We start from the raw sequence: 18,425 nt of genomic DNA on the forward strand, positions 1-18,425 counted from the left end.
ATAACGCTGCATAATTGCCGAATAAGACGAACTTATGTCTTATCCGGCCTGCGAATCAAATCACATCAATTTCAGCAACAGACGGGTAAATCCAGCTTGGTCTGAACGGCATGTTGTCAATATCATCGAGCTTGGATACGCCAGACAGTACCAGGATAGTTTCCAGACCCGCCTGAAAACCTGCCAAAATATCGGTGCGCAGGTTGTCGCCAACAATGACGGTTTCTTCTGAGTGCGCCTGCATTTTGTTGAGCGCCGCGCGAATAATCCACGGGCTTGGTTTGCCGACATAAAATGGTTTACGACCTGAGATCTTCTCAATACCGGCACAGAGTGCTCCACAGGCGGGATAAAAGCCGCGACCGTGGGTATCCGGGTTAGTGGCGATAAAACGAGCGCCGTTGGCGACAAAATACGCCGCTTTATGCATCATGTCCCAGTTATAGGAACGCGTCTCGCCAACAATCACAAAATCGGGGTTCACGTCGGTAATGGTAAATCCAGCTTTATACAGTTCGTGAATTAACGCGCCTTCACCAACCACATAGGCCTTTTTTCCTTCCTGGCGACGAAGAAAATCAGCGGTAGCCATCGCGGAAGTATAAAAGACGCTATCAGGGACATTCACACCTGCGGTGGCGAAGCGGTTTGCCAGATCTTGCCCGGTCTGCGAAGGGTAGTTAGTCAGCAGGACTAACGGCAGACCTTTTTCCAGGATCCCAGTCAGAAATTCTGCCGCACCCGGTACAGCAACATTGTCGTGCATCAGCACGCCGTCGATATCACAAATTACATTCTTAATGGCCATGGACAATCCGACATTAAAAAAAGAAGGCATTACTATACACAAAATACACTACATCATTCGAGTCGCATCAAGGCGGCAAGTCTGCGAACCTCCGGAGCTTACTGAAGTAAGTGACCGGGGTGAGCAGATGCAGCTAACGCAGAGGCAGCTTGAAGGATGACGTGTATTAGCTTTCCAGCAAACGTTGCAGCAAAGTCCCGTTAAGCATTGCGCGTTTCACCAGCGCAAAGGCGCCAATGGCGGAGCGGTGATCCAGCGTGGACCGAACCACCGGTAAATTATGGCGAAACGCCTTCAACGCCTGCGTGTTGATACAGCTTTCTATTGCAGGCAGCAGTACTTTATCAGCCTCGGTAATTTCGCCCGCAATGACGATTTTCTGCGGATTAAACAGGTTGATGGCGATAGCGATGGTTTTACCCAGATGGCGGCCAACATGCTCGATGACTTCTGCTGCCAGATTATCGCCTTTATTCGCTGCCTTACAGATGGCTTTGATACTGCAATCATCCAGCGTGAGCCGGCTTGGATAGCCTTGCTTTAGCAAGTTTTGTACGCGGTGTTCGATAGAGGCGTTGGCCGCAATGGTTTCCAGACAGCCGAAATTACCGCAGTGACAGCGCTCACCCAGCGGCTCAACCTGAATATGACCAATCTCACCGACGTTGCCATTGCGACCGATGAAAATGCGGCCATTGGAAATAATTCCCGCGCCGGTTCCGCGGTGCACTCGCACCAAAATGGAGTCTTCGCAATCCTGGCTTGCCCCGAAATAGTGCTCAGCCAGAGCCAGGCTGCGAATATCGTGACCAACAAAGCAGGTAACTTTGAAGCGTTTTTCGAGCGCTTCGACCAGCCCCCAGTTTTCGACCTGAATGTGTGGCATATAGCGGATGACACCGCTTTCAGGATCGACAAGGCCTGGCAGGATGACAGAAATTGCGATCAGCTCGCGGATTTTCCGCTGACAGCTCTCAATAAAGATGGCAATGGTGTTGAGCAGCGCATATTCCAGCGTTTCCTGGGTGCGCTCCGGGAGAGGGTAATGCTCTTCGGCGACCACTTTACTGCTCATATCATAGAGAGTGAGCGTCGTATCGTGGCGACCCAGGCGTACGCCAATGGCGTGGAAATTGCGGGTTTCTGTGACGATAGAGATAGCGCGGCGGCCCCCGGTGGAGGCCTGCTGATCGACTTCTTTGATCAGCCCGCGTTCGATCAACTGACGCGTAATTTTGGTTACGCTGGCGGGGGCAAGCTGGCTTTGCTCGGCAATTTGAATTCGCGAGATTGGCCCATGCTGGTCAATCAGGCGATAAACCGCCGCGCTGTTAAGCTGTTTTACGAGATCAACATTACCTATTTGAGCTTGTCCGCCTGGTGTCATTCTTTCTCTTACTCAGTAACGACCTCGTTGCCATTAACGATGGTCTTGATAATTTTAAAGTCGTGCGTGAACGCAGTCAGGTTGGCTACTTTGCCTGGCGCGATGCTGCCGAGTTGTTTGTCGACGCCAATGGCGCGAGCAGGGTAGAGCGTTGCCATGCGCAGGACTTCGTCGAGAGCGATATTCGCATGTTCGACCAGATTGCGTACACCTTCAATCATGGTTAATGATGAACCGCTCAACGTACCGTTCTCATCAACACACAGTCCATTGCGGTAGTATATTGTTTTACCAGCGAAAATGAACTGTTCAATGTTTGCACCTGCTGGCGCGGTCGCGTCAGTGACCAGGCACAGCTTGTCGCCTTTCAGGCGCTTAGCATTACGAATGTTAACGTAATCAACGTGCAGGCCATCGGCGATGATACCGCAGTAGATATCGGCTTCATCAAGAATTGCGCCCGCCAGACCTGGTTCACGACCGGTAATGTACGGCATCGCGTTGAACAAATGGGTCGCAAAGCTGATGCCTGCGCGGAAACCGATTTTGGCTTCTTTGACCGTTGCATTGGAGTGACCCGCAGAAACCACGATACCGGCATTAACCAGTTTGGTGATGACCTCTACCGGGACCATTTCTGGTGCCAGTGTGACTTTGGTGATCACATCCGCATTATCGCACAGGAAATCAACCAACGCAGCGTCCGGCTGACGGACAAATCCCGGATTATGGGTACCTTTTTTCACAAGGTTCAGCCACGGGCCTTCAAGATGAAGTCCTAATGCCTGATTCGGGTGTTTCGCCAGGTATTCACGCATCACGCGAACACCCTGTTTCATCAGGTCATCGCTGGTGGTGATAAGCGTTGGCAAATAGTTGGTGCAGCCAGATTTTTCATTGGCTTTCTGCATGATTTCCAGCGTTTCAACGGTCACGGCTTCTGCCGTATCGTTAAACTGTACACCGCCGCAGCCGTTTAGCTGTACATCAATAAAACCGGGGGAAACAATGGCCCCATTCAGTGAGCGCTGTTCAATTCCTGACGGTAACTCAGCCAGTGGGCAAACGCTGTCAATCAGGCCATTGGCGACAACAATCGCATGGTCATCAAGAATTTCGTGACCGGTAAAGATCCGGCCCTGGGTTAAAGCATACATTCCGACCCCCGATTTCAAAAAATGCCGCCCTGCAACTCATCGACAGGGCGGAGACATCAATTACAGACCTTTAATATTTTCCGCTTCTAACTCGTTGAAGTATTTCAGCGTCTTCACTTTCAGTTCCATGGTGGAAGGCTCATCGCAGACCACAACGGCTTTTGGATGCAACTGCAGGCAGCTGATGGTCCACATGTGGTTAACGTTGCCTTCAACGGCGGCTTGCAGCGCCTGTGCTTTCTGGTGGCCCAGAACCAGGATCATCACCTCTTCGGCATCCAGCAGGGTACCCACGCCAACGGTCAGCGCATATTTAGGCACCTGGCTTACGTCGCCGTCAAAGAAGCGTGAGTTAGCAACACGTGTGTCGTGAGTCAACGTTTTGATACGGGTACGGGAAGCCAAAGAGGAAGCCGGTTCGTTGAACGCGATGTGACCATCGTTGCCTACACCGCCCATAAACAGGTGGATTTTACCGTAAGAACGGATTTTTTCTTCATACTGACGGCATTCTGCATCAATATCCGGCGCATTACCATTGAGGAGGTTGATGTTTTCTGCTGGAATATCAACGTGATCAAAGAAATTGCGGTGCATAAAGCTGTGGTAGCTTTCCGGATGCTCTTTCGGCAGGCCAACATATTCGTCCATATTGAAAGTAACAACATGCTTGAAGCTCACCTGGCCCGCTTTGTGCATTTCAACCAATGCTTTATAAGCTGTCAGCGGAGTACCGCCAGTCGGCAGGCCCAGAACGAACGGACGATCTGCCGTTGGTTTGAACGCGTTAATACGGTTAACGATATGGCGAGCAGCCCATTTGCCGACTTGTTCAGCGGTATTCAGGGGGATCAGTCTCATTCTTCACCTCAAAAGTAAATGTAAGCAATTGGCGGATTGAGTCTCTGTGCAGTATTAAGCGTAACCTGGTTTTGCATCGGTAAGGATCAATCCGTTTCGATTTTTTGAATGATAAAATAAGTTTTCGTAGTTAGCCAGTGGAAGGGAGGGTTGATAACGATATTTGGTGACTGAAATCACAAAAAACACGCGTTTAATTTGCGATACGAATTAATTTTTCACACACTCTGAATGTAGATGAATGGTTAATATCGTTGTTCCAGAATCTTGCTGTCAGGAATGGTCACACAATAAAAATATGGCTTCAAAGAAGCCTAATCGGGGTCTCGTAGGGGGAATAAAATGAATATTTTAGGTTTTTTCCAGCGGCTGGGTAGGGCGTTACAGCTCCCCATCGCTGTGCTGCCAGTCGCGGCACTGCTGCTGCGATTCGGCCAACCAGATTTACTTAACGTACCCTTCATCGCGCAAGCGGGTGGGGCTATCTTTGATAACCTCGCGTTAATATTTGCGATCGGTGTTGCTTCCAGCTGGTCAAAAGACAGCGCAGGTGCAGCAGCGCTGGCAGGTGCGGTCGGTTATTTCATATTGACCAAAGCAATGGTTACCATTAACCCTGCAATCAATATGGGCGTGCTGGCTGGTATCATCACCGGTCTGGTCGGCGGTGCCGTGTATAACCGCTGGTCTGGTATCAAACTGCCTGACTTCCTGAGCTTCTTTGGCGGCAAACGCTTCGTGCCGATCGCCACTGGCTTCTTCTGTCTGGTGTTGGCTGCTATCTTCGGTTACGTATGGCCACCGGTACAGAATGCCATCCATGCGGGTGGTGAGTGGATCGTGGGCGCTGGCGCGCTGGGTTCCGGTATCTTTGGTTTCATCAACCGTCTGCTGATCCCAACCGGTCTGCATCAGGTGCTGAATACTATCGCCTGGTTCCAGATTGGCGAATTTACTAATGCTGCAGGTACCGTATTCCACGGTGACATCAACCGCTTCTACGCGGGTGACGGCACTGCGGGTATGTTCATGTCTGGCTTCTTCCCGATCATGATGTTTGGTCTGCCGGGTGCGGCGCTGGCGATGTACTTCGCGGCTCCGAAAGCACGTCGTCCGATGGTTGGCGGTATGCTGCTGTCCGTTGCGATCACCGCGTTCCTGACCGGTGTTACCGAGCCGTTGGAATTCCTGTTCATGTTCCTGGCTCCGCTGCTGTACCTCCTGCACGCACTGTTAACGGGTATCAGCCTGTTCGTTGCAACACTGCTGGGGATCCACGCAGGCTTCTCCTTCTCCGCAGGTGCTATCGACTATGTGTTGATGTACAACCTGCCGGCAGCAAGCCAGAACGTCTGGATGCTGGTAGTGATGGGTCTGGTGTTCTTCGTTATCTACTTTGTGTTGTTCAGCGCGGTTATTCGTATGTTTAACCTGAAAACGCCGGGCCGCGAAGATAAAGAAGACGATATCGTTACTGAAGAAGCCAACAGCAACACTGAAGAAGGTTTGGCTCAACTGGCAACCAGCTACATTGCAGCGGTTGGCGGCACTGATAACCTGAAAGCGATTGATGCCTGTATCACTCGTCTGCGTCTGACCGTTGCCGACTCCGGTCGCGTAAACGATGCGATGTGTAAACGTTTAGGAGCATCGGGTGTCGTTAAGCTGAATAAGCAAACAATTCAGGTCATCGTGGGTGCGAAAGCTGAATCCATCGGCGACGAAATGAAGAAAGTTGTCGCGCGTGGCCCGGTGGCAGCAGCGTCTGGTGAAAGTGCGCCAGCAGCAGCGGCTCCGGTAGCAAAACCGCAGGCGGTAGCGAATGCAGTCACCGTTGAAGCGCTGGTTTCTCCGATTACCGGTGACGTAGTTGCGCTGGAGCAGGTTCCTGATGAAGCCTTCGCCAGCAAAGCTGTAGGTGACGGCGTGGCGGTGAAACCAACGGATAAAATCGTGGTTGCTCCGGCTGCGGGCACCATCGTGAAAATCTTCAACACTAACCATGCGTTCTGCCTGGAAACTGTTAAAGGCGCGGAAATCGTGGTCCATATGGGCATCGACACCGTCGCGCTGGAAGGTAAAGGCTTTAAGCGTCTGGTTGAAGAAGGTGCGGAAGTTACTGCAGGCCAACCGATTCTGGAAATGGATCTGGAGTTCCTGAACGCTAACGCACGTTCTATGATAAGCCCGGTTGTGTGCAGCAACAGCGATGATTTCGGCGCTCTGGTCATTAAAGCCGAAGGTCATGTGGTTGCCGGTCAAACACCACTGTATGAGATTAAAGGTAAGTAACTGCTCCTGAGTAAAGTGAGTTAAGTGCCTTAAGCGGCGGGGGATAGTCCTCCGCCGCTTTTTTTTGCAGCAATCGGCCCCAATATTTTCGTTTGATACGTATTTTACGTAACTAAGGGTTGTCAGTCTGCCTGGCTTATAAGATCATACTCCGTTATACGTTGTTTACGCTTTGAGGAATCCACGATGAGTGAGGCTGAAGCCCGCCCGAGTAACTTTATTCGTCAGATCATCGATGAAGATCTGGCCAGTGGTAAGCACACCACTATCCATACCCGTTTTCCGCCGGAGCCAAATGGCTATCTGCACATTGGCCACGCGAAATCCATTTGTCTGAACTTTGGCATTGCGCAAGATTACCAGGGCCAGTGCAACCTGCGTTTTGATGATACGAACCCGGTTAAAGAAGATATCGAGTACGTTGAGTCGATTAAAAACGACGTTGAATGGTTAGGTTTCCACTGGACTGGCGACATTCGCTACTCTTCGGATTACTTCGATCAGCTTCACGCCTATGCGGTAGAGCTTATTAATAAAGGGCTGGCGTACGTTGACGAACTGTCAGCGGACGAAATCCGCGAATACCGTGGCACGCTGACTCAGCCAGGCAAAAACAGCCCGTACCGCGATCGTAGCGTTGAAGAGAACCTGGCGCTGTTCGAAAAAATGCGTACCGGTGGCTTTGAAGAAGGTAAGGCCTGCCTGCGTGCGAAAATCGATATGGCTTCGCCGTTTATCGTGATGCGCGATCCGGTGCTGTACCGCATTAAGTTCGCCGAACACCACCAGACCGGCAACAAGTGGTGCATCTACCCGATGTACGACTTTACCCACTGCATCAGCGATGCGCTGGAAGGCATTACGCATTCACTGTGTACGCTGGAGTTCCAGGATAACCGTCGTCTGTACGACTGGGTGCTAGACAACATCACCATTCCGGTTCATCCGCGCCAGTACGAATTCTCGCGCCTGAATCTGGAATACACCGTGATGTCTAAGCGCAAGCTGAACCTGCTGGTGACCGACAAGCACGTTGAAGGCTGGGACGATCCGCGTATGCCGACGATCTCTGGCCTGCGTCGTCGCGGTTACACCGCTGCCGCGATCCGTGAGTTCTGCAAACGCATTGGCGTGACCAAACAGGACAACACCATTGAGATCGCTTCTCTGGAATCCTGCATCCGCGAAGATCTGAACGAAAATGCTCCGCGCGCGATGGCGGTTATCGATCCGGTGAAACTGGTTATCGAAAACTACCCGCAGGGCGAAAGCGAGCTGGTCACTATGCCTAACCATCCGAATAAACCGGAAATGGGCAGCCGTGAAGTACCGTTTAGCGGTGAAATTTGGATCGATCGCGCAGACTTCCGCGAAGAAGCGAACAAGCAGTACAAGCGTCTGGTGATGGGTAAAGAAGTACGTCTGCGTAATGCATACGTGATCAAGGCCGAACGTGTTGAGAAAGATGCAGAAGGGAAGATTACCACCATTTTCTGCACCTACGACGCTGACACCCTGAGCAAAGATCCGGCCGATGGTCGTAAAGTTAAAGGCGTTATTCACTGGGTGAGCGCGTCCCATGCGCTACCGATTGAAATCCGTCTGTACGACCGTCTGTTTAGCGTGCCAAACCCAGGTGCGGCGGAAGACTTCCTGTCCGTTATTAACCCGGAATCGCTAGTCATTAAGCAGGGTTACGGTGAGCCGTCGCTGCAGGCTGCGGTTGCAGGTAAAGCGTTCCAGTTTGAGCGTGAAGGTTACTTCTGCCTGGACAGCCGTTATGCAACGGCTGACAAGCTGGTGTTTAACCGTACCGTTGGTCTGCGTGATACGTGGGCTAAAGCGGGCGAATAAGTCGCAACACATCCTCTCTAAACGCCGCTTCATGCGGCGTTTTTTTTCGCAAAAAAACCGTTTGACAGGCTCCGTTTGCGCAGCGAATTAATTACATGTCTGTAATAATAAATCGGCTGAATGTTTTTACGTTTAAATAACTTACCTCAATGTGAAATGGGCTGAAACCGATTTCATCTCTATGGAAAACAAGCGATTTTTTCATTTTATCAACGCTTTTTTATCTCCCAATGAAAATGTAACAGAAAGCAATGAAATATGTGCGGTTGCTCATACTATTACATACTCGTTACAGAAAGAGATTGATAATTCGCGTCGCGAAAAATAGTCTATTCATTGTAGTCACTGAGGTTTTCTTGGCGCTACTTTTTTAATTTTTGTTTTTTCGCTGTCCGCTTATATCGGCAGCATTTTTATGTCAAAGAGGATTAACATATGCGTACGTTTAGTGGCAAACGTAGTACGCTGGCGCTGGCTATCGCCGGTATCACAGCAATGTCGGGTTTTGTTGTCGCTCCGCAGGTACACGCCGAAGGATTTATTGATGACTCAACCTTAACCGGCGGCATCTATTACTGGCAGCGTGAGCGTGACCGTAAAGATGTGACCGATCATGACAAATACAAAACCAACCTTTCTCACTCCACCTGGAACGCTAACCTCGACTTCCAGTCCGGTTATGCGGCTGATATGTTTGGTATTGATATCGCAGCATTTACCGCTATTGAAATGAACGAAAGTAGCGAAAGCGGCCATCCAAACGAAATCGCATTCTCTTCCAAAAATAAAGGCTATGACGAGGATTACTCCGGCGATAAGAGCGGGATTAGCCTTTATAAAGCAGCAGCTAAATTTAAATACGGCCCAACCTGGGCGCGTGCCGGTTACATTCAACCAACCGGGCAGACTTTGCTGGCACCGCACTGGAGCTTTATGCCAGGTACCTATCAGGGGGCTGAAGCCGGTGCCAACTTCGACTATGGTGATGCTGGCGCACTAAGCTTCTCCTATATGTGGGCTAACGAATATAAAGCGCCGTGGCACACCGAAGTCGATAAATTCTATCAGGCTGATAAAAAGACCAGCGTTGATTACCTGCATTCAATCGGCGCGAAATATGACTTCAAAAATAACCTGTTGCTGGAAGCGGCATTTGGTCAGTCTGAAGGCTACGTCGATCAGTACTTCGCCAAAGCCAGCTACAAATTCGATTTAGGCGGTAACCCGTTTACTACCAGCTATCAATTCTACGGTGCACGTGACAAAGTTGACGATCGCACCGTGAACGATATTTATGACGGCACGGCCTGGCTGCAGGCGCTGACCTTCGGTTATAAAGTAGCGGAAGTGGTTGACCTGCGTCTGGAAGGCACATGGGTTAAAGCAGATGGGCAGCAAGGCTACTTCCTGCAGCGTATGACCCCGACCTACGCCTCATCAAACGGTCGCCTGGACGTGTGGTGGGATAACCGTTCTGACTTCAACGCCAACGGCGAAAAGGCAGTTTTCTTCGGCGCAATGTATGACCTGAAGAACTGGAACCTGCCGGGCTGGGCAGTGGGCGCGTCCTACGTTTACGCATGGGATGCCAAACCCGCTACCTGGCAGCTCAACCCGGATGCGTACTACGACAAAAACCGCACTATCGAAGAATCTTCTTACAGCCTGGATGCGGTCTACACCCTGCAGGATGGTCGTGCGAAGGGCACTATGTTTAAACTGCACTTCACCCAGTACGACAACCATTCAGATATTCCGAGCTGGGGTGGTGGTTACGGCAACATCTTCCAGGATGAGCGTGACGTGAAATTCATCGTTATTGCTCCGTTCACTATCTTCTAATGCCAATAGCGGCAGGCCGGGCGCCTGCCGCCTCGTTGAGGAACGTGCTATGAAAAAACTGATACTCATCGCCGTTATGGCATCAGGGCTGGTGGCTTGTACGCAATCCCCTGCACCGAAAGAAGACAGCCGTCTGAAAGAAGCCTACAGTGCGTGTATTAATACCGCTCAAGGATCGCCGGAAAAAATAGAAGCCTGCCAAAGCGTGTTGAATGTACTGAAGAAAGAAAAACAGCACCAGCAGTTTGCCAATGAAGAAAGCGTACGCGTGCTGGATTATCAGCAGTGTATCCAGGCTACGCGCACGGGTAACGATCAGGCCGTTAATGCTGATTGCGATAAAGTCTGGCAGGAAATTCGCAGCAAGAATGCCGCACAGTAATTCAAAAAATGAAAAAGACAACGGGCGGAGAATTTTCCGCCCGTTTGCATTTCAGAGCTTATTTTCCACTGGTTGATAACCCCGACTTAGCCGGACAAACAGCATTGCCGTGGCGGCGAGTCCGCAAAGTGCCGCGCACATCAGCCACCATCCCGGTGAGCTTTTATCCCCGGTTAGCTGAACCAGTGCCGTGGATATGACCGGCGTTAGGCCGCCAAAAATCGCCGTGGCAAGACTGAATGCCAGTGAAAAGCCCACCGTACGCACATAGACCGGCATCACCTCGGTGAGTGCGGCTACCATTGCCCCGTTATACATACCAAAAAAGAATGAGAACCAAAGCAGGACCAAGGTCATGCGTGTAAAATCTGGTGCGGCGGTGAGCCAGTGCATTACCGGCCAGGTGGTGATCAGAGCGAGTACGGTAATCCCCATTAACACCGGACGACGACCAATTCGGTCAGAAATGGCCCCGCCAATGGGCAGCCAGATAAAGTTAGAAATACCGACCAGCATGGTGACCACCAGGCTGTCGCGAGCGCTCAGGTGGAGTACAGCCCTGCCGTAGGTCGGGGTATAGACGGTGATGAAGTAAAATGTCGTTGTGGTCATCGCCACCAGCAGCGTACCTGCAGCGATAAGACGCCAGTTTTTGACGATAGTGGTGAAAATTTCCCGAGTGTCGGGGCGGTGCGTGCGTTGTAAAAATGCGTCTGTTTCCTGCAGCGAGCGGCGGAGCACGAAGATCAAAGGAATAATCATGCAACCAATAAAGAAGGGAATGCGCCAGCCCCATTCCGAGATCTGATCGTGTCCCAAAGTGGCGTTCAGACCGTAACCAATCAGCGCCGCTACCACAATGGCGACCTGTTGACTGGCCGACTGCCAACTGGTGTAGAAGCCTTTATTGCCAGGCGTGGCGATTTCCGAAAGATAAACCGAGACACCGCCTAACTCTACGCCTGCAGAAAATCCCTGTAATAATCGTCCAAGCAATACCAGCACGGGAGCCAGCAGGCCAATACTGTGATAGCCAGGTACCAGGGCTATCAGCAGGGTACCGCAGCCCATAATCGCCAGCGTCACCATCAGGCCTTTACGACGACCAATTCTGTCGATGTAAGCACCCAGCACAATGGCGCCAACGGGTCGCATTAAGAAACCCGAGCCAAAAACGGCGAAAGTTAACATTAGCCCGGCAAATTCACTCTCCGCGGGAAAGAAGGTCTTTGCAATATAGGTGGCGTAAAACCCGAACAGAAAAAAGTCGAACTGTTCGAGAAAATTACCGCTGGTTACCCGCAGTATTGCGCCGAAAGTTCCGGCGCGCGATGGTTGTTGTGTCATTGGGTTTGCTCCACTGTCTTATCATAATATTTATAGAGGTAAGAGTGTGCGGGTTAGTTGTCTGTGACCCCCGCCTGTTTGCCGCGCCGTTTCTCAATCGCCCACTTGAGTAAGGCTGCGCAGCGGTAAAATCCATGGGCAAATTTTCCGTAAGGAATGGTCAGAAAGAGCGCCATGACCACGCCGAGGTGAATGGCGAGCAAAATAGCCATCCAGGACGAGTCTCTTCCTGCCAGCAGGGCTAAACCGGTCAGACTGGTCAGCAGCAGCAGCAAAATAAAACCGCGATCCATCGGTTTTTGCCGTGCGTCGCCATGTAGCGGTGAGCGCTTGAGATTGAGCCATAGCAAGCCAGCCGGGCCGACAACCAGGCCAATGCCACCCAACGTGCCCAGCATGACCGGAACGCTGAAGAACGGATAGGGTGCTTCTATACCTGCGAAATAGTGATAGCCCGTCGCCACCACGGTGGCGGCAAAGCAGAGCAGAAAACCGTAGAAAGTGAAGTGATGAAAACGGCGGCGCATCAGAGTGAAGGCATCATCTGCTTCATTACAACCTTTACCGTGCCCACCATCGAGATACTTTAGTGTCAGCGCATCGTGTGAAGCTTCAGCAATTTCGACGGAACGTGGCATACCGGGAGAAATCTCGCGCCAGAAGCGGATAACGCCCGTCATCAGCAGACCTATCGCCAGAATAAATACCGAACCAAACATCCAGGCCAGCAGGTTATGCGGGAAAATTTGGTAGAAATCTCCGGCCAGCTGTGGATGGAGTAACGAGCCTTTTAACCCCATGGCGAGCAGTAAAAACAGGATCAGACTGAAAACCAGCGCCAGCGTCACGGTGACGCCTGCGCGACGATAAAGCGCGCCAAAGGCCGCGGGTTGCGCGTAGTGCTGATAGGTTTCAAGCCGGACTTCTGCCATCGCCTTCGGCACGTTGATGGCAAACTCATGAGGCGGGGCATACTGACAGGCGTGCAGGCAGGCACCGCAGTTATGGCACAAGTTTGCCAGATAATTGATATCCGCTTTACCGAATTCCAGGCGCTGCGTCATTGCCGGGAACACGGCGCAAAATCCTTCACAATAGCGACAGGCGTTGCAGACCTGCATCACGCGTTCAACTTCCGCTTCCGGTTCGGTGATAATTTGCGCGTCGATAATCAGTTTCTCAAGCTGCCTCATGACGAGTCTCCTTACGTGCGGCCAGCGCGGCTTCTTTTCCGGCAATACGGCCAAAAGTGGTACCGATTGACATGCCCACGCCTGCGGTGTAGCCCTTGCCCAGCACGTTGCCCGCCATCATCTCTCCGGCGACGAACAGGTTGCGGCTTGGCTGCCCGGCAAAGTGTACGGCAGCGCGTTCATTTACTTTTAACCCGAGATAGGTGAAGGTGATCCCTGGCCGCAGGGCATAGCCGTAGTAAGGCGGCTGGTCCAGTGGTCGCGCCCAGTGTGTCTTCGCGGGGGTTAACGCTTTTGTCGTGCAGTTATCCAGAATGGTATGGTTGAACTGGCCGGGCTGGCAGGCGTTGTTGTACTCCGTCACGGTGTGGGTAAAGTGTTCGCCATTCAGCCCCAACTGATGAGCCAGTTCCGCCAGCGTATTGGCCTGTGCGCCAGGAAAGACCGGAGGCATGAAGTGGCCGATGGCTTTACTGTCGATAATGGAGTAGCCAATCTGCCCGGGCTGTTGGGCGACCAGTCGTCCCCAAATGGCGTAGCGTTTGGGCCAGAAATCTTCGCCTTCATCATAAAAACGCTCAGCGTCACGGTTGACGACTATGCCGAGCGAAACACAGTCCACGCGGGTACAAATCCCGCCGTCATATAATGGCGCTCTGGCGTCAATGGCTACGCAGTGTGACTGGGAGGGTTCGCCGATGATGTCGGCTCCGGCATCGATCATAAATTTGAGCAGTACGCCCTGGTTAAAGCGCGTGCCGCGAATCAGAAAGTTATCTGCAGGCCATTCGCCGCGCTCGTTCTCTCCCCACGCTTCTCGCAGCCATTCGCGGTTTGACTCAAACCCGCCAGCGGCAAGCACGCAGGATTTAGCTGTGATGCGCTCTTCACCTGCCAGCGCCGCCACGAACTCGCCATTACGCAGTTCAAGCGCCTGAACGGGGGTGTTATAGCGGATCTGCACTCCCAGTTTTTCTGCGCTGCGATAATAGGCATTCACCAGGGCCTTGCCACCGCCCATAAAAAAGGCGTTGGTTCGCGCCACGTGTAAAGCGCCAGAGAGAGGAGGTTGAAAATTGACGCCGTGTCGGCGCATCCAGTCGCGACACTGTGAAGAGGTGCGGATCACCAGACGAGCCAGGGCTTCGTTGGTATTTCCTTCCGTGACGCGCTGCAGATCTTGCCAGAACTCCTCTTCCGGATAGCTTTCCACCAGCACATCCTGCGGTGCATCATGCATACAGCGCAGGTTACGCGTGTGTTGGGAATTTCCCCCACGCCATTCCCGGGGAGCCGCTTCGAGTAGTAAAACGGAAGCGCCTTGCTCCCGGGCGGTAAGGGCAGCGCATAAGGCAGCATTGCCACCGCCAATCACCAGAACATCAACCATCGTATACTCCATTACCATTTAACTAATTGTTAAATTTGTAATTGAAATGTATGCGAACGGCTTGTGCTGGCGCTATGACGTAGTGCTAAAGAGGGCTTTAGTTATTGTAAAGGATGGCACCTGGCCAGCTTCCTGCTTCCACCAGTTGATGCATCACTTTCGTCAGCACCACGCGGGCTGCGAGGCCCGCCGGGGTGAGCTCATCGTCAGAGAGGCTCACCAGAAAGTTGGGGCGGCTAAGTATCGGATTATGGACGCCGATCACTCTTAGCGTCTCTTTATCGAGATGGGAAATCGCCGCTCCGGGTTGAAGAGTGGCGCCAATGCCACTGCGCACGGCGCGCATCAGCAGCGCCAGACCATCAATTTCTGTAGCAATCTCAATGTTCAGCGCGTGTTCCTGACAAATTGCTTCCAGCCTGCCGCGCAGACCGTGGCCTGGGCTGGGCATTATCAATGGAATACTCGCCAACTGGGCTGGGGCAATATTGTCGTCGGTAATATCAGCCAGTAGGGCATGGGTCCCAATCAAAAACAGCCGTTCTTCGAGAATCGGTCTGGCACTCCAGCGCAGGATCTTTTCTTTTTGAAACACCACAGCCAGATCAATCTGGCGGGTATTAATCATCCGTTCCAGATTACCAGAGAGACTTTCCACCACATGCAGGCGAACATCGCTATAGCTTTCCCGCATGGCGTGAATAAAAGGCATACCGAGAACTGAAGCGGTACTGGGAGCCATGCCGACGCTGACGTGCCCGGAAAGCCGGGATTCACGCGCGGCGAGGATTGCATCGTCTGCGTGACGGAGCGCCAGCTGCGCCTGGGAGTAAAAAGCCAGTCCGGCGCTGGTGGGTGTCACGCCTCGCGAAGTGCGCTGCAGCAGGCGAATAGCGAGTTCGTTTTCCAGACGCGACATTTGCTGGCTGAGTGCCGAAACCCCGATATTGAGATCGAGCGCCGCGCTACCCATGCTGCCGGTTTCTACAATGCGCACAAAATAGCGTAGCTGGCGAAGTTCCATTTCGACTCTCCGGAAGGGGCAATTGATTTTTACATTAAAGCAACACAGGAGCGGAGGGAAGGGGAAAAGGGCAGGTAACGCCCATAAAAAAAGCCAACCGGATGGTTGGCTTTTCAGAAAGCATTACATTATTTGCCGTCGTGGGCGTGCTCATCTTCGCGGCAATCGCCTTCGGCACAGTGACCGTAAAGATAGAGGCTATGGTTAGTTAAGCGAATGCCATGTTTAGCCGCAATCTCACGTTGGCGGGCTTCGATGGAATCATCGCTGAACTCGACCACTTTGCCGCAGTCAAGGCAGATGAGGTGATCGTGATGATGCTGTTGAGTCAATTCGAAGACGGATTTACCACCTTCAAAATTATGGCGGGTCACGATACCGGCATCATCAAACTGGTTCAGCACGCGATACACGGTCGCCAGACCAATTTCTTCACCCATATCGATCAGGCGTTTGTATAAGTCTTCCGCACTGACGTGATGGTTATCCGGTTCCTGAAGAACTTCCAGAATTTTTAAACGAGGAAGCGTTACTTTCAGGCCAGCCTTCTTTAATGCGGTATTGTTGTCAGTCATGCGGAATCTGTCCTGTAGCTAAACGATTCACTTCATTAACAGAAGTGACAGAAATTGCACTTGAGATAATGCGATTCATTATAGAACTGCCATGGCTAAATGAAAACTGCAAGTCTCTGGCATATATTGTTAATCAAAACGTGGTATCGCCGACAAACACACTGTGCAACACCCGATTGGCATCCAGCCATTGTACAGGGTCAGACGAAAAAGTTACAAATTTGTAGCAATTATTTTGATTGGTTTTATCTATTGATGCGGCGCAGATGGAAATCTGCGCCACACGAAATCAGGCATTAATGATTTCGTCGAGGTGCAGCTCTTCAGAGATCTGCTTAACCCATTTTTCTACGCGTTCTGCGGTCAGTTCAGGTTGGCGATCTTCATCGATAGCCAGACCGACAAAATGGTCGTCGTCAGCCAGACCTTTGGACGCTTCAAAGTGATAACCTGCCGTTGGCCAGTGACCAACGATGGTTGCGCCGCGCGGTTCGATGATGTCGCGAATGGTCCCTAACGCATCGCAGAAATATTCTGCGTAATCTTCCTGGTCGCCACAGCCGAACAATGCAACCAGTTTGCCGTTAAAATCAATGTCTTCGAGGGTAGGGAAGAAGTCGTCCCAGTCGCACTGCGCTTCACCGTAGTACCAGGTTGGGATGCCGAGCAGCAGAATGTCATACCCTTCGAGGTCTTCTTTGCTGCTTTTTGCAATGTCATGAACATCGGCAACGTCTTTACCAAGCTGTTTTTGAATCATTTTTGCGATGTTTTCGGTATTACCGGTGTCGCTGCCGAAAAAGATGCCAGTGATTGCCATGAGTAAAATAACCTCTTGAAACTTATTGAAATGGTGGTGGCGCATTGCCCACGGATAAGGGCAATCATAGCAGAACAGTCAGGCATGCGGAAACAGCAAACACGCAGGACTGCACTCTGTGCTACACGATTTATGATTTAGAGCAGAAATTCAGACTATGCCTGACCGCGCAATGCGCTGAGTTGGTTCATCAGCATCTCTTCGATGAGTTCACTGCGACTCATGTTGCGTGCCTCAGCCAGCTCGTTCAGAGCGTCAACGGCATCAGCGTTCAGTTTCAGTTCGACACGCTTAAGCCCGCGAACTTTGTCACGCTTAAGCTGATTACGTTTATTAATACGTAACTGTTCATCACGCGAGAGCGGATTAGTTTTGGGTCGTCCCGGGCGACGCTCCTGCGCGAACAGATCTAATGTCGTACGGTCCGTTTGTTCTTTGGCCATGATCTTGGTGACTTCGGGGAAACAATCAGCCAGGCGTCTGCCCGGATGGATAGCGCGCCATAATACATCAGCAGGGGAGACACGCCAACGCCCGCGCGCGTAATCGCGCGCAGACGCTGAGTTTTTAATCAGTTAGCCTGCTCGCTCAGATAACGACGGATGGCGCGCAGCACCGCCTCCGGTTTTTCGGCATGCACCCAATGCCCGGCGCCTGCTATAACGTGCGCACGAGCTTGTGGGAATTGCGCCAGCAGTTGTTCGCGATACGCTTCGGTAACATACGGTGAGTTGCCGCCTGGGATAAACAGCGCCGGGTGCTCCCACGCAGGAATGGTTTCCCAACCGACGATATGCGGATATTGATCCCACAATACGGGAACGTTAAAGCGCCACTCGCCGTCAACAAAAGATTTCAGCAGAAACTGGATAACACCTTCCTCTTGCAGGTGCTGGCGCATGACGCTTGCCGCCTGCTGGCGTGAGGACGCTTGTGCATCGGTTACGGCATTGATTGCCGCAAAAATCTCATCGTGGCGGCGAACATGGTAGTCAACGGGAGCAATGTCGATGGCGACCAGCCGTTCGACACGTTCCGGAGCCTGCGCAGTCAGCGCCATGACAGCTTTACCGCCCATCGAGTGGCCAATAAAGATCGCTTTTTCGATCTGCCGATCGTCCAGCGTATCCAGCAGATCTTGCGCCATGGCCGGATAATTCATCTCAGGTGAACGAGGGGAGAGGCCATGGTTTCGCATATCGACCTGGATGATGTCGTAGTCGGTTACTAGATCGCGTGCCAGGATCCCCAGGTTATCCAGACTGCCAAACAAGCCGTGAACCAGGACGATGGGAGAATTATTGTGCAGGTTTTGCGCAGATTGCGCTCGGATATTCAATTTCATGGCAAAGTTCTTTTTTTCACACTCACGGGTTAGGGTATCATGTTGACCATTCTGCCACATGGCTGCAACAACTACGGTTACTCTGAGTTTTGCTGGCCACCAGGCTTGACGCTATCCGCTGTTGGGATTTGCCTTTACACTACGTGTG

General features: G+C 51.9%; 17 protein-coding genes. 4 read left to right on the forward strand and 13 right to left on the reverse strand.

From position 1 onward, the window contains the following. Positions 1 to 55: 55 nt before the first annotated feature. From nagD to nagB, 4 genes are all read right to left on the reverse strand, one after another. A complete protein-coding gene (gene nagD / locus E6P06_RS10715; RefSeq protein WP_003022792.1) occupies positions 56 to 808 on the reverse strand; it encodes a ribonucleotide monophosphatase NagD in 753 nt (250 codons plus the stop codon). Positions 809 to 974: 166 nt separating this feature from the next. Beyond that, a complete protein-coding gene (locus E6P06_RS10720) occupies positions 975 to 2,195 on the reverse strand; it encodes an N-acetylglucosamine repressor (protein WP_003022796.1) in 1,221 nt (406 codons plus the stop codon). Between the two features lie 8 nt (positions 2,196 to 2,203). After that, the gene (nagA, locus tag E6P06_RS10725; RefSeq protein ID WP_003022800.1) at positions 2,204 to 3,352 is read right to left on the reverse strand and encodes an N-acetylglucosamine-6-phosphate deacetylase; all 1,149 of its coding nucleotides are present in this window, start codon (positions 3,350 to 3,352) and stop codon (positions 2,204 to 2,206) included. Positions 3,353 to 3,412: 60 nt separating this feature from the next. Continuing rightward, positions 3,413 to 4,213: a glucosamine-6-phosphate deaminase gene (nagB, locus tag E6P06_RS10730; protein ID WP_003022803.1), complete on the reverse strand. Its 801-nt coding sequence runs from the start codon at positions 4,211 to 4,213 to the stop codon at positions 3,413 to 3,415. Between the two features lie 342 nt (positions 4,214 to 4,555). Here nagB and nagE point away from each other — a divergent pair, with 342 nt between their 5' ends. From nagE to chiQ, 4 genes are all read left to right on the forward strand, one after another. Further along, positions 4,556 to 6,505 carry a PTS N-acetyl glucosamine transporter subunit IIABC gene (gene nagE, locus E6P06_RS10735; protein WP_016149786.1) on the forward strand — a complete coding sequence of 650 codons (1,950 nt, stop codon included), beginning with the start codon at positions 4,556 to 4,558 and terminating at the stop codon, positions 6,503 to 6,505. A 186-nt stretch (positions 6,506 to 6,691) separates the two neighbouring features. Continuing rightward, the gene (gene glnS / locus E6P06_RS10740) at positions 6,692 to 8,359 is read left to right on the forward strand and encodes a glutamine--tRNA ligase (protein WP_003022809.1); all 1,668 of its coding nucleotides are present in this window, start codon (positions 6,692 to 6,694) and stop codon (positions 8,357 to 8,359) included. A 435-nt stretch (positions 8,360 to 8,794) separates the two neighbouring features. Continuing rightward, positions 8,795 to 10,201, forward strand: coding sequence for a chitoporin (gene chiP / locus E6P06_RS10745; RefSeq protein ID WP_003835544.1), 1,407 nt, complete (start codon positions 8,795 to 8,797; stop codon positions 10,199 to 10,201). Positions 10,202 to 10,250: 49 nt separating this feature from the next. Next, a complete protein-coding gene (chiQ, locus tag E6P06_RS10750) occupies positions 10,251 to 10,583 on the forward strand; it encodes a ChiQ/YbfN family lipoprotein (protein ID WP_003022817.1) in 333 nt (110 codons plus the stop codon). A gap of 51 nt (positions 10,584 to 10,634) precedes the next feature. Here the strand turns inward: chiQ and E6P06_RS10755 are convergent, their stop codons facing one another. The 9 genes from E6P06_RS10755 to ybfF all read right to left on the reverse strand — a co-directional run bounded on the left by E6P06_RS10755 (position 10,635) and on the right by ybfF (position 18,277). Beyond that, positions 10,635 to 11,930 carry an MFS transporter gene (locus E6P06_RS10755; RefSeq protein WP_049003253.1) on the reverse strand — a complete coding sequence of 432 codons (1,296 nt, stop codon included), beginning with the start codon at positions 11,928 to 11,930 and terminating at the stop codon, positions 10,635 to 10,637. 53 nt (positions 11,931 to 11,983) lie between these two features. Continuing rightward, positions 11,984 to 13,123: a tricarballylate utilization 4Fe-4S protein TcuB gene (tcuB, locus tag E6P06_RS10760; protein WP_139935218.1), complete on the reverse strand. Its 1,140-nt coding sequence runs from the start codon at positions 13,121 to 13,123 to the stop codon at positions 11,984 to 11,986. Continuing rightward, entirely contained in the window at positions 13,110 to 14,513 is a 1,404-nt protein-coding gene (tcuA, locus tag E6P06_RS10765; RefSeq protein WP_016149788.1) for an FAD-dependent tricarballylate dehydrogenase TcuA, read from the reverse strand. The genes tcuB and tcuA overlap by 14 nt, the downstream gene beginning before the upstream one ends. A 97-nt stretch (positions 14,514 to 14,610) precedes the next feature. Beyond that, positions 14,611 to 15,537 carry a tricarballylate utilization LysR family transcriptional regulator TcuR gene (gene tcuR, locus E6P06_RS10770; RefSeq protein WP_049014685.1) on the reverse strand — a complete coding sequence of 309 codons (927 nt, stop codon included), beginning with the start codon at positions 15,535 to 15,537 and terminating at the stop codon, positions 14,611 to 14,613. Positions 15,538 to 15,665: 128 nt separating this feature from the next. Further along, positions 15,666 to 16,112 (reverse strand): ferric iron uptake transcriptional regulator, encoded by a 447-nt coding sequence (fur, locus tag E6P06_RS10775; RefSeq protein ID WP_003022836.1) that lies wholly within the window; start codon positions 16,110 to 16,112, stop codon positions 15,666 to 15,668. Beyond that, positions 16,105 to 16,191 (reverse strand): ryhB-regulated fur leader peptide, encoded by an 87-nt coding sequence (locus E6P06_RS10780; RefSeq protein WP_049259739.1) that lies wholly within the window; start codon positions 16,189 to 16,191, stop codon positions 16,105 to 16,107. Before E6P06_RS10780 ends, fur begins: the two co-directional genes overlap by 8 nt. 210 nt (positions 16,192 to 16,401) lie before the next feature. Next, a complete protein-coding gene (gene fldA / locus E6P06_RS10785; RefSeq protein WP_003022839.1) occupies positions 16,402 to 16,932 on the reverse strand; it encodes a flavodoxin FldA in 531 nt (176 codons plus the stop codon). A 155-nt stretch (positions 16,933 to 17,087) separates the two neighbouring features. Beyond that, positions 17,088 to 17,375 (reverse strand): LexA regulated protein, encoded by a 288-nt coding sequence (ybfE, locus tag E6P06_RS10790; RefSeq protein ID WP_003022842.1) that lies wholly within the window; start codon positions 17,373 to 17,375, stop codon positions 17,088 to 17,090. A gap of 128 nt (positions 17,376 to 17,503) precedes the next feature. After that, positions 17,504 to 18,277, reverse strand: a complete 774-nt coding sequence (gene ybfF, locus E6P06_RS10795; RefSeq protein WP_139935219.1) for an esterase — start codon at positions 18,275 to 18,277, stop codon at positions 17,504 to 17,506. Positions 18,278 to 18,425 lie beyond the last annotated feature (148 nt).

The organism is Citrobacter sp. CF971 (genome assembly GCF_006385635.1).
GTDB classification, from domain to species: Bacteria; Pseudomonadota; Gammaproteobacteria; order Enterobacterales; family Enterobacteriaceae; genus Citrobacter; species Citrobacter freundii.

Bases quoted from the DNA above. Each gene is read 5' to 3' on its own strand.
- E6P06_RS10720 (WP_003022796.1), bottom strand. From the start codon at position 2,195: ATGACACCAGGCGGACAAGCTCAAATAGGTAATGTTGATCTCGTAAAA.
- tcuB (WP_139935218.1), bottom strand. From the start codon at position 13,123: ATGAGGCAGCTTGAGAAACTGATTATCGACGCGCAAATTATCACCGAA.
- tcuA (WP_016149788.1), bottom strand. From the start codon at position 14,513: ATGGTTGATGTTCTGGTGATTGGCGGTGGCAATGCTGCCTTATGCGCT.
- nagA (WP_003022800.1), bottom strand. From the start codon at position 3,352: ATGTATGCTTTAACCCAGGGCCGGATCTTTACCGGTCACGAAATTCTT.
- nagB (WP_003022803.1), bottom strand. From the start codon at position 4,213: ATGAGACTGATCCCCCTGAATACCGCTGAACAAGTCGGCAAATGGGCT.
- glnS (WP_003022809.1), top strand. From the start codon at position 6,692: ATGAGTGAGGCTGAAGCCCGCCCGAGTAACTTTATTCGTCAGATCATC.
- ybfE (WP_003022842.1), bottom strand. From the start codon at position 17,375: ATGGCCAAAGAACAAACGGACCGTACGACATTAGATCTGTTCGCGCAG.
- tcuR (WP_049014685.1), bottom strand. From the start codon at position 15,537: ATGGAACTTCGCCAGCTACGCTATTTTGTGCGCATTGTAGAAACCGGC.
- fur (WP_003022836.1), bottom strand. From the start codon at position 16,112: ATGACTGACAACAATACCGCATTAAAGAAGGCTGGCCTGAAAGTAACG.
- E6P06_RS10755 (WP_049003253.1), bottom strand. From the start codon at position 11,930: ATGACACAACAACCATCGCGCGCCGGAACTTTCGGCGCAATACTGCGG.
- fldA (WP_003022839.1), bottom strand. From the start codon at position 16,932: ATGGCAATCACTGGCATCTTTTTCGGCAGCGACACCGGTAATACCGAA.
- chiP (WP_003835544.1), top strand. From the start codon at position 8,795: ATGCGTACGTTTAGTGGCAAACGTAGTACGCTGGCGCTGGCTATCGCC.
- nagD (WP_003022792.1), bottom strand. From the start codon at position 808: ATGGCCATTAAGAATGTAATTTGTGATATCGACGGCGTGCTGATGCAC.
- chiQ (WP_003022817.1), top strand. From the start codon at position 10,251: ATGAAAAAACTGATACTCATCGCCGTTATGGCATCAGGGCTGGTGGCT.
- E6P06_RS10780 (WP_049259739.1), bottom strand. From the start codon at position 16,191: ATGAATCGCATTATCTCAAGTGCAATTTCTGTCACTTCTGTTAATGAA.
- nagE (WP_016149786.1), top strand. From the start codon at position 4,556: ATGAATATTTTAGGTTTTTTCCAGCGGCTGGGTAGGGCGTTACAGCTC.
- ybfF (WP_139935219.1), bottom strand. From the start codon at position 18,277: ATGAAATTGAATATCCGAGCGCAATCTGCGCAAAACCTGCACAATAAT.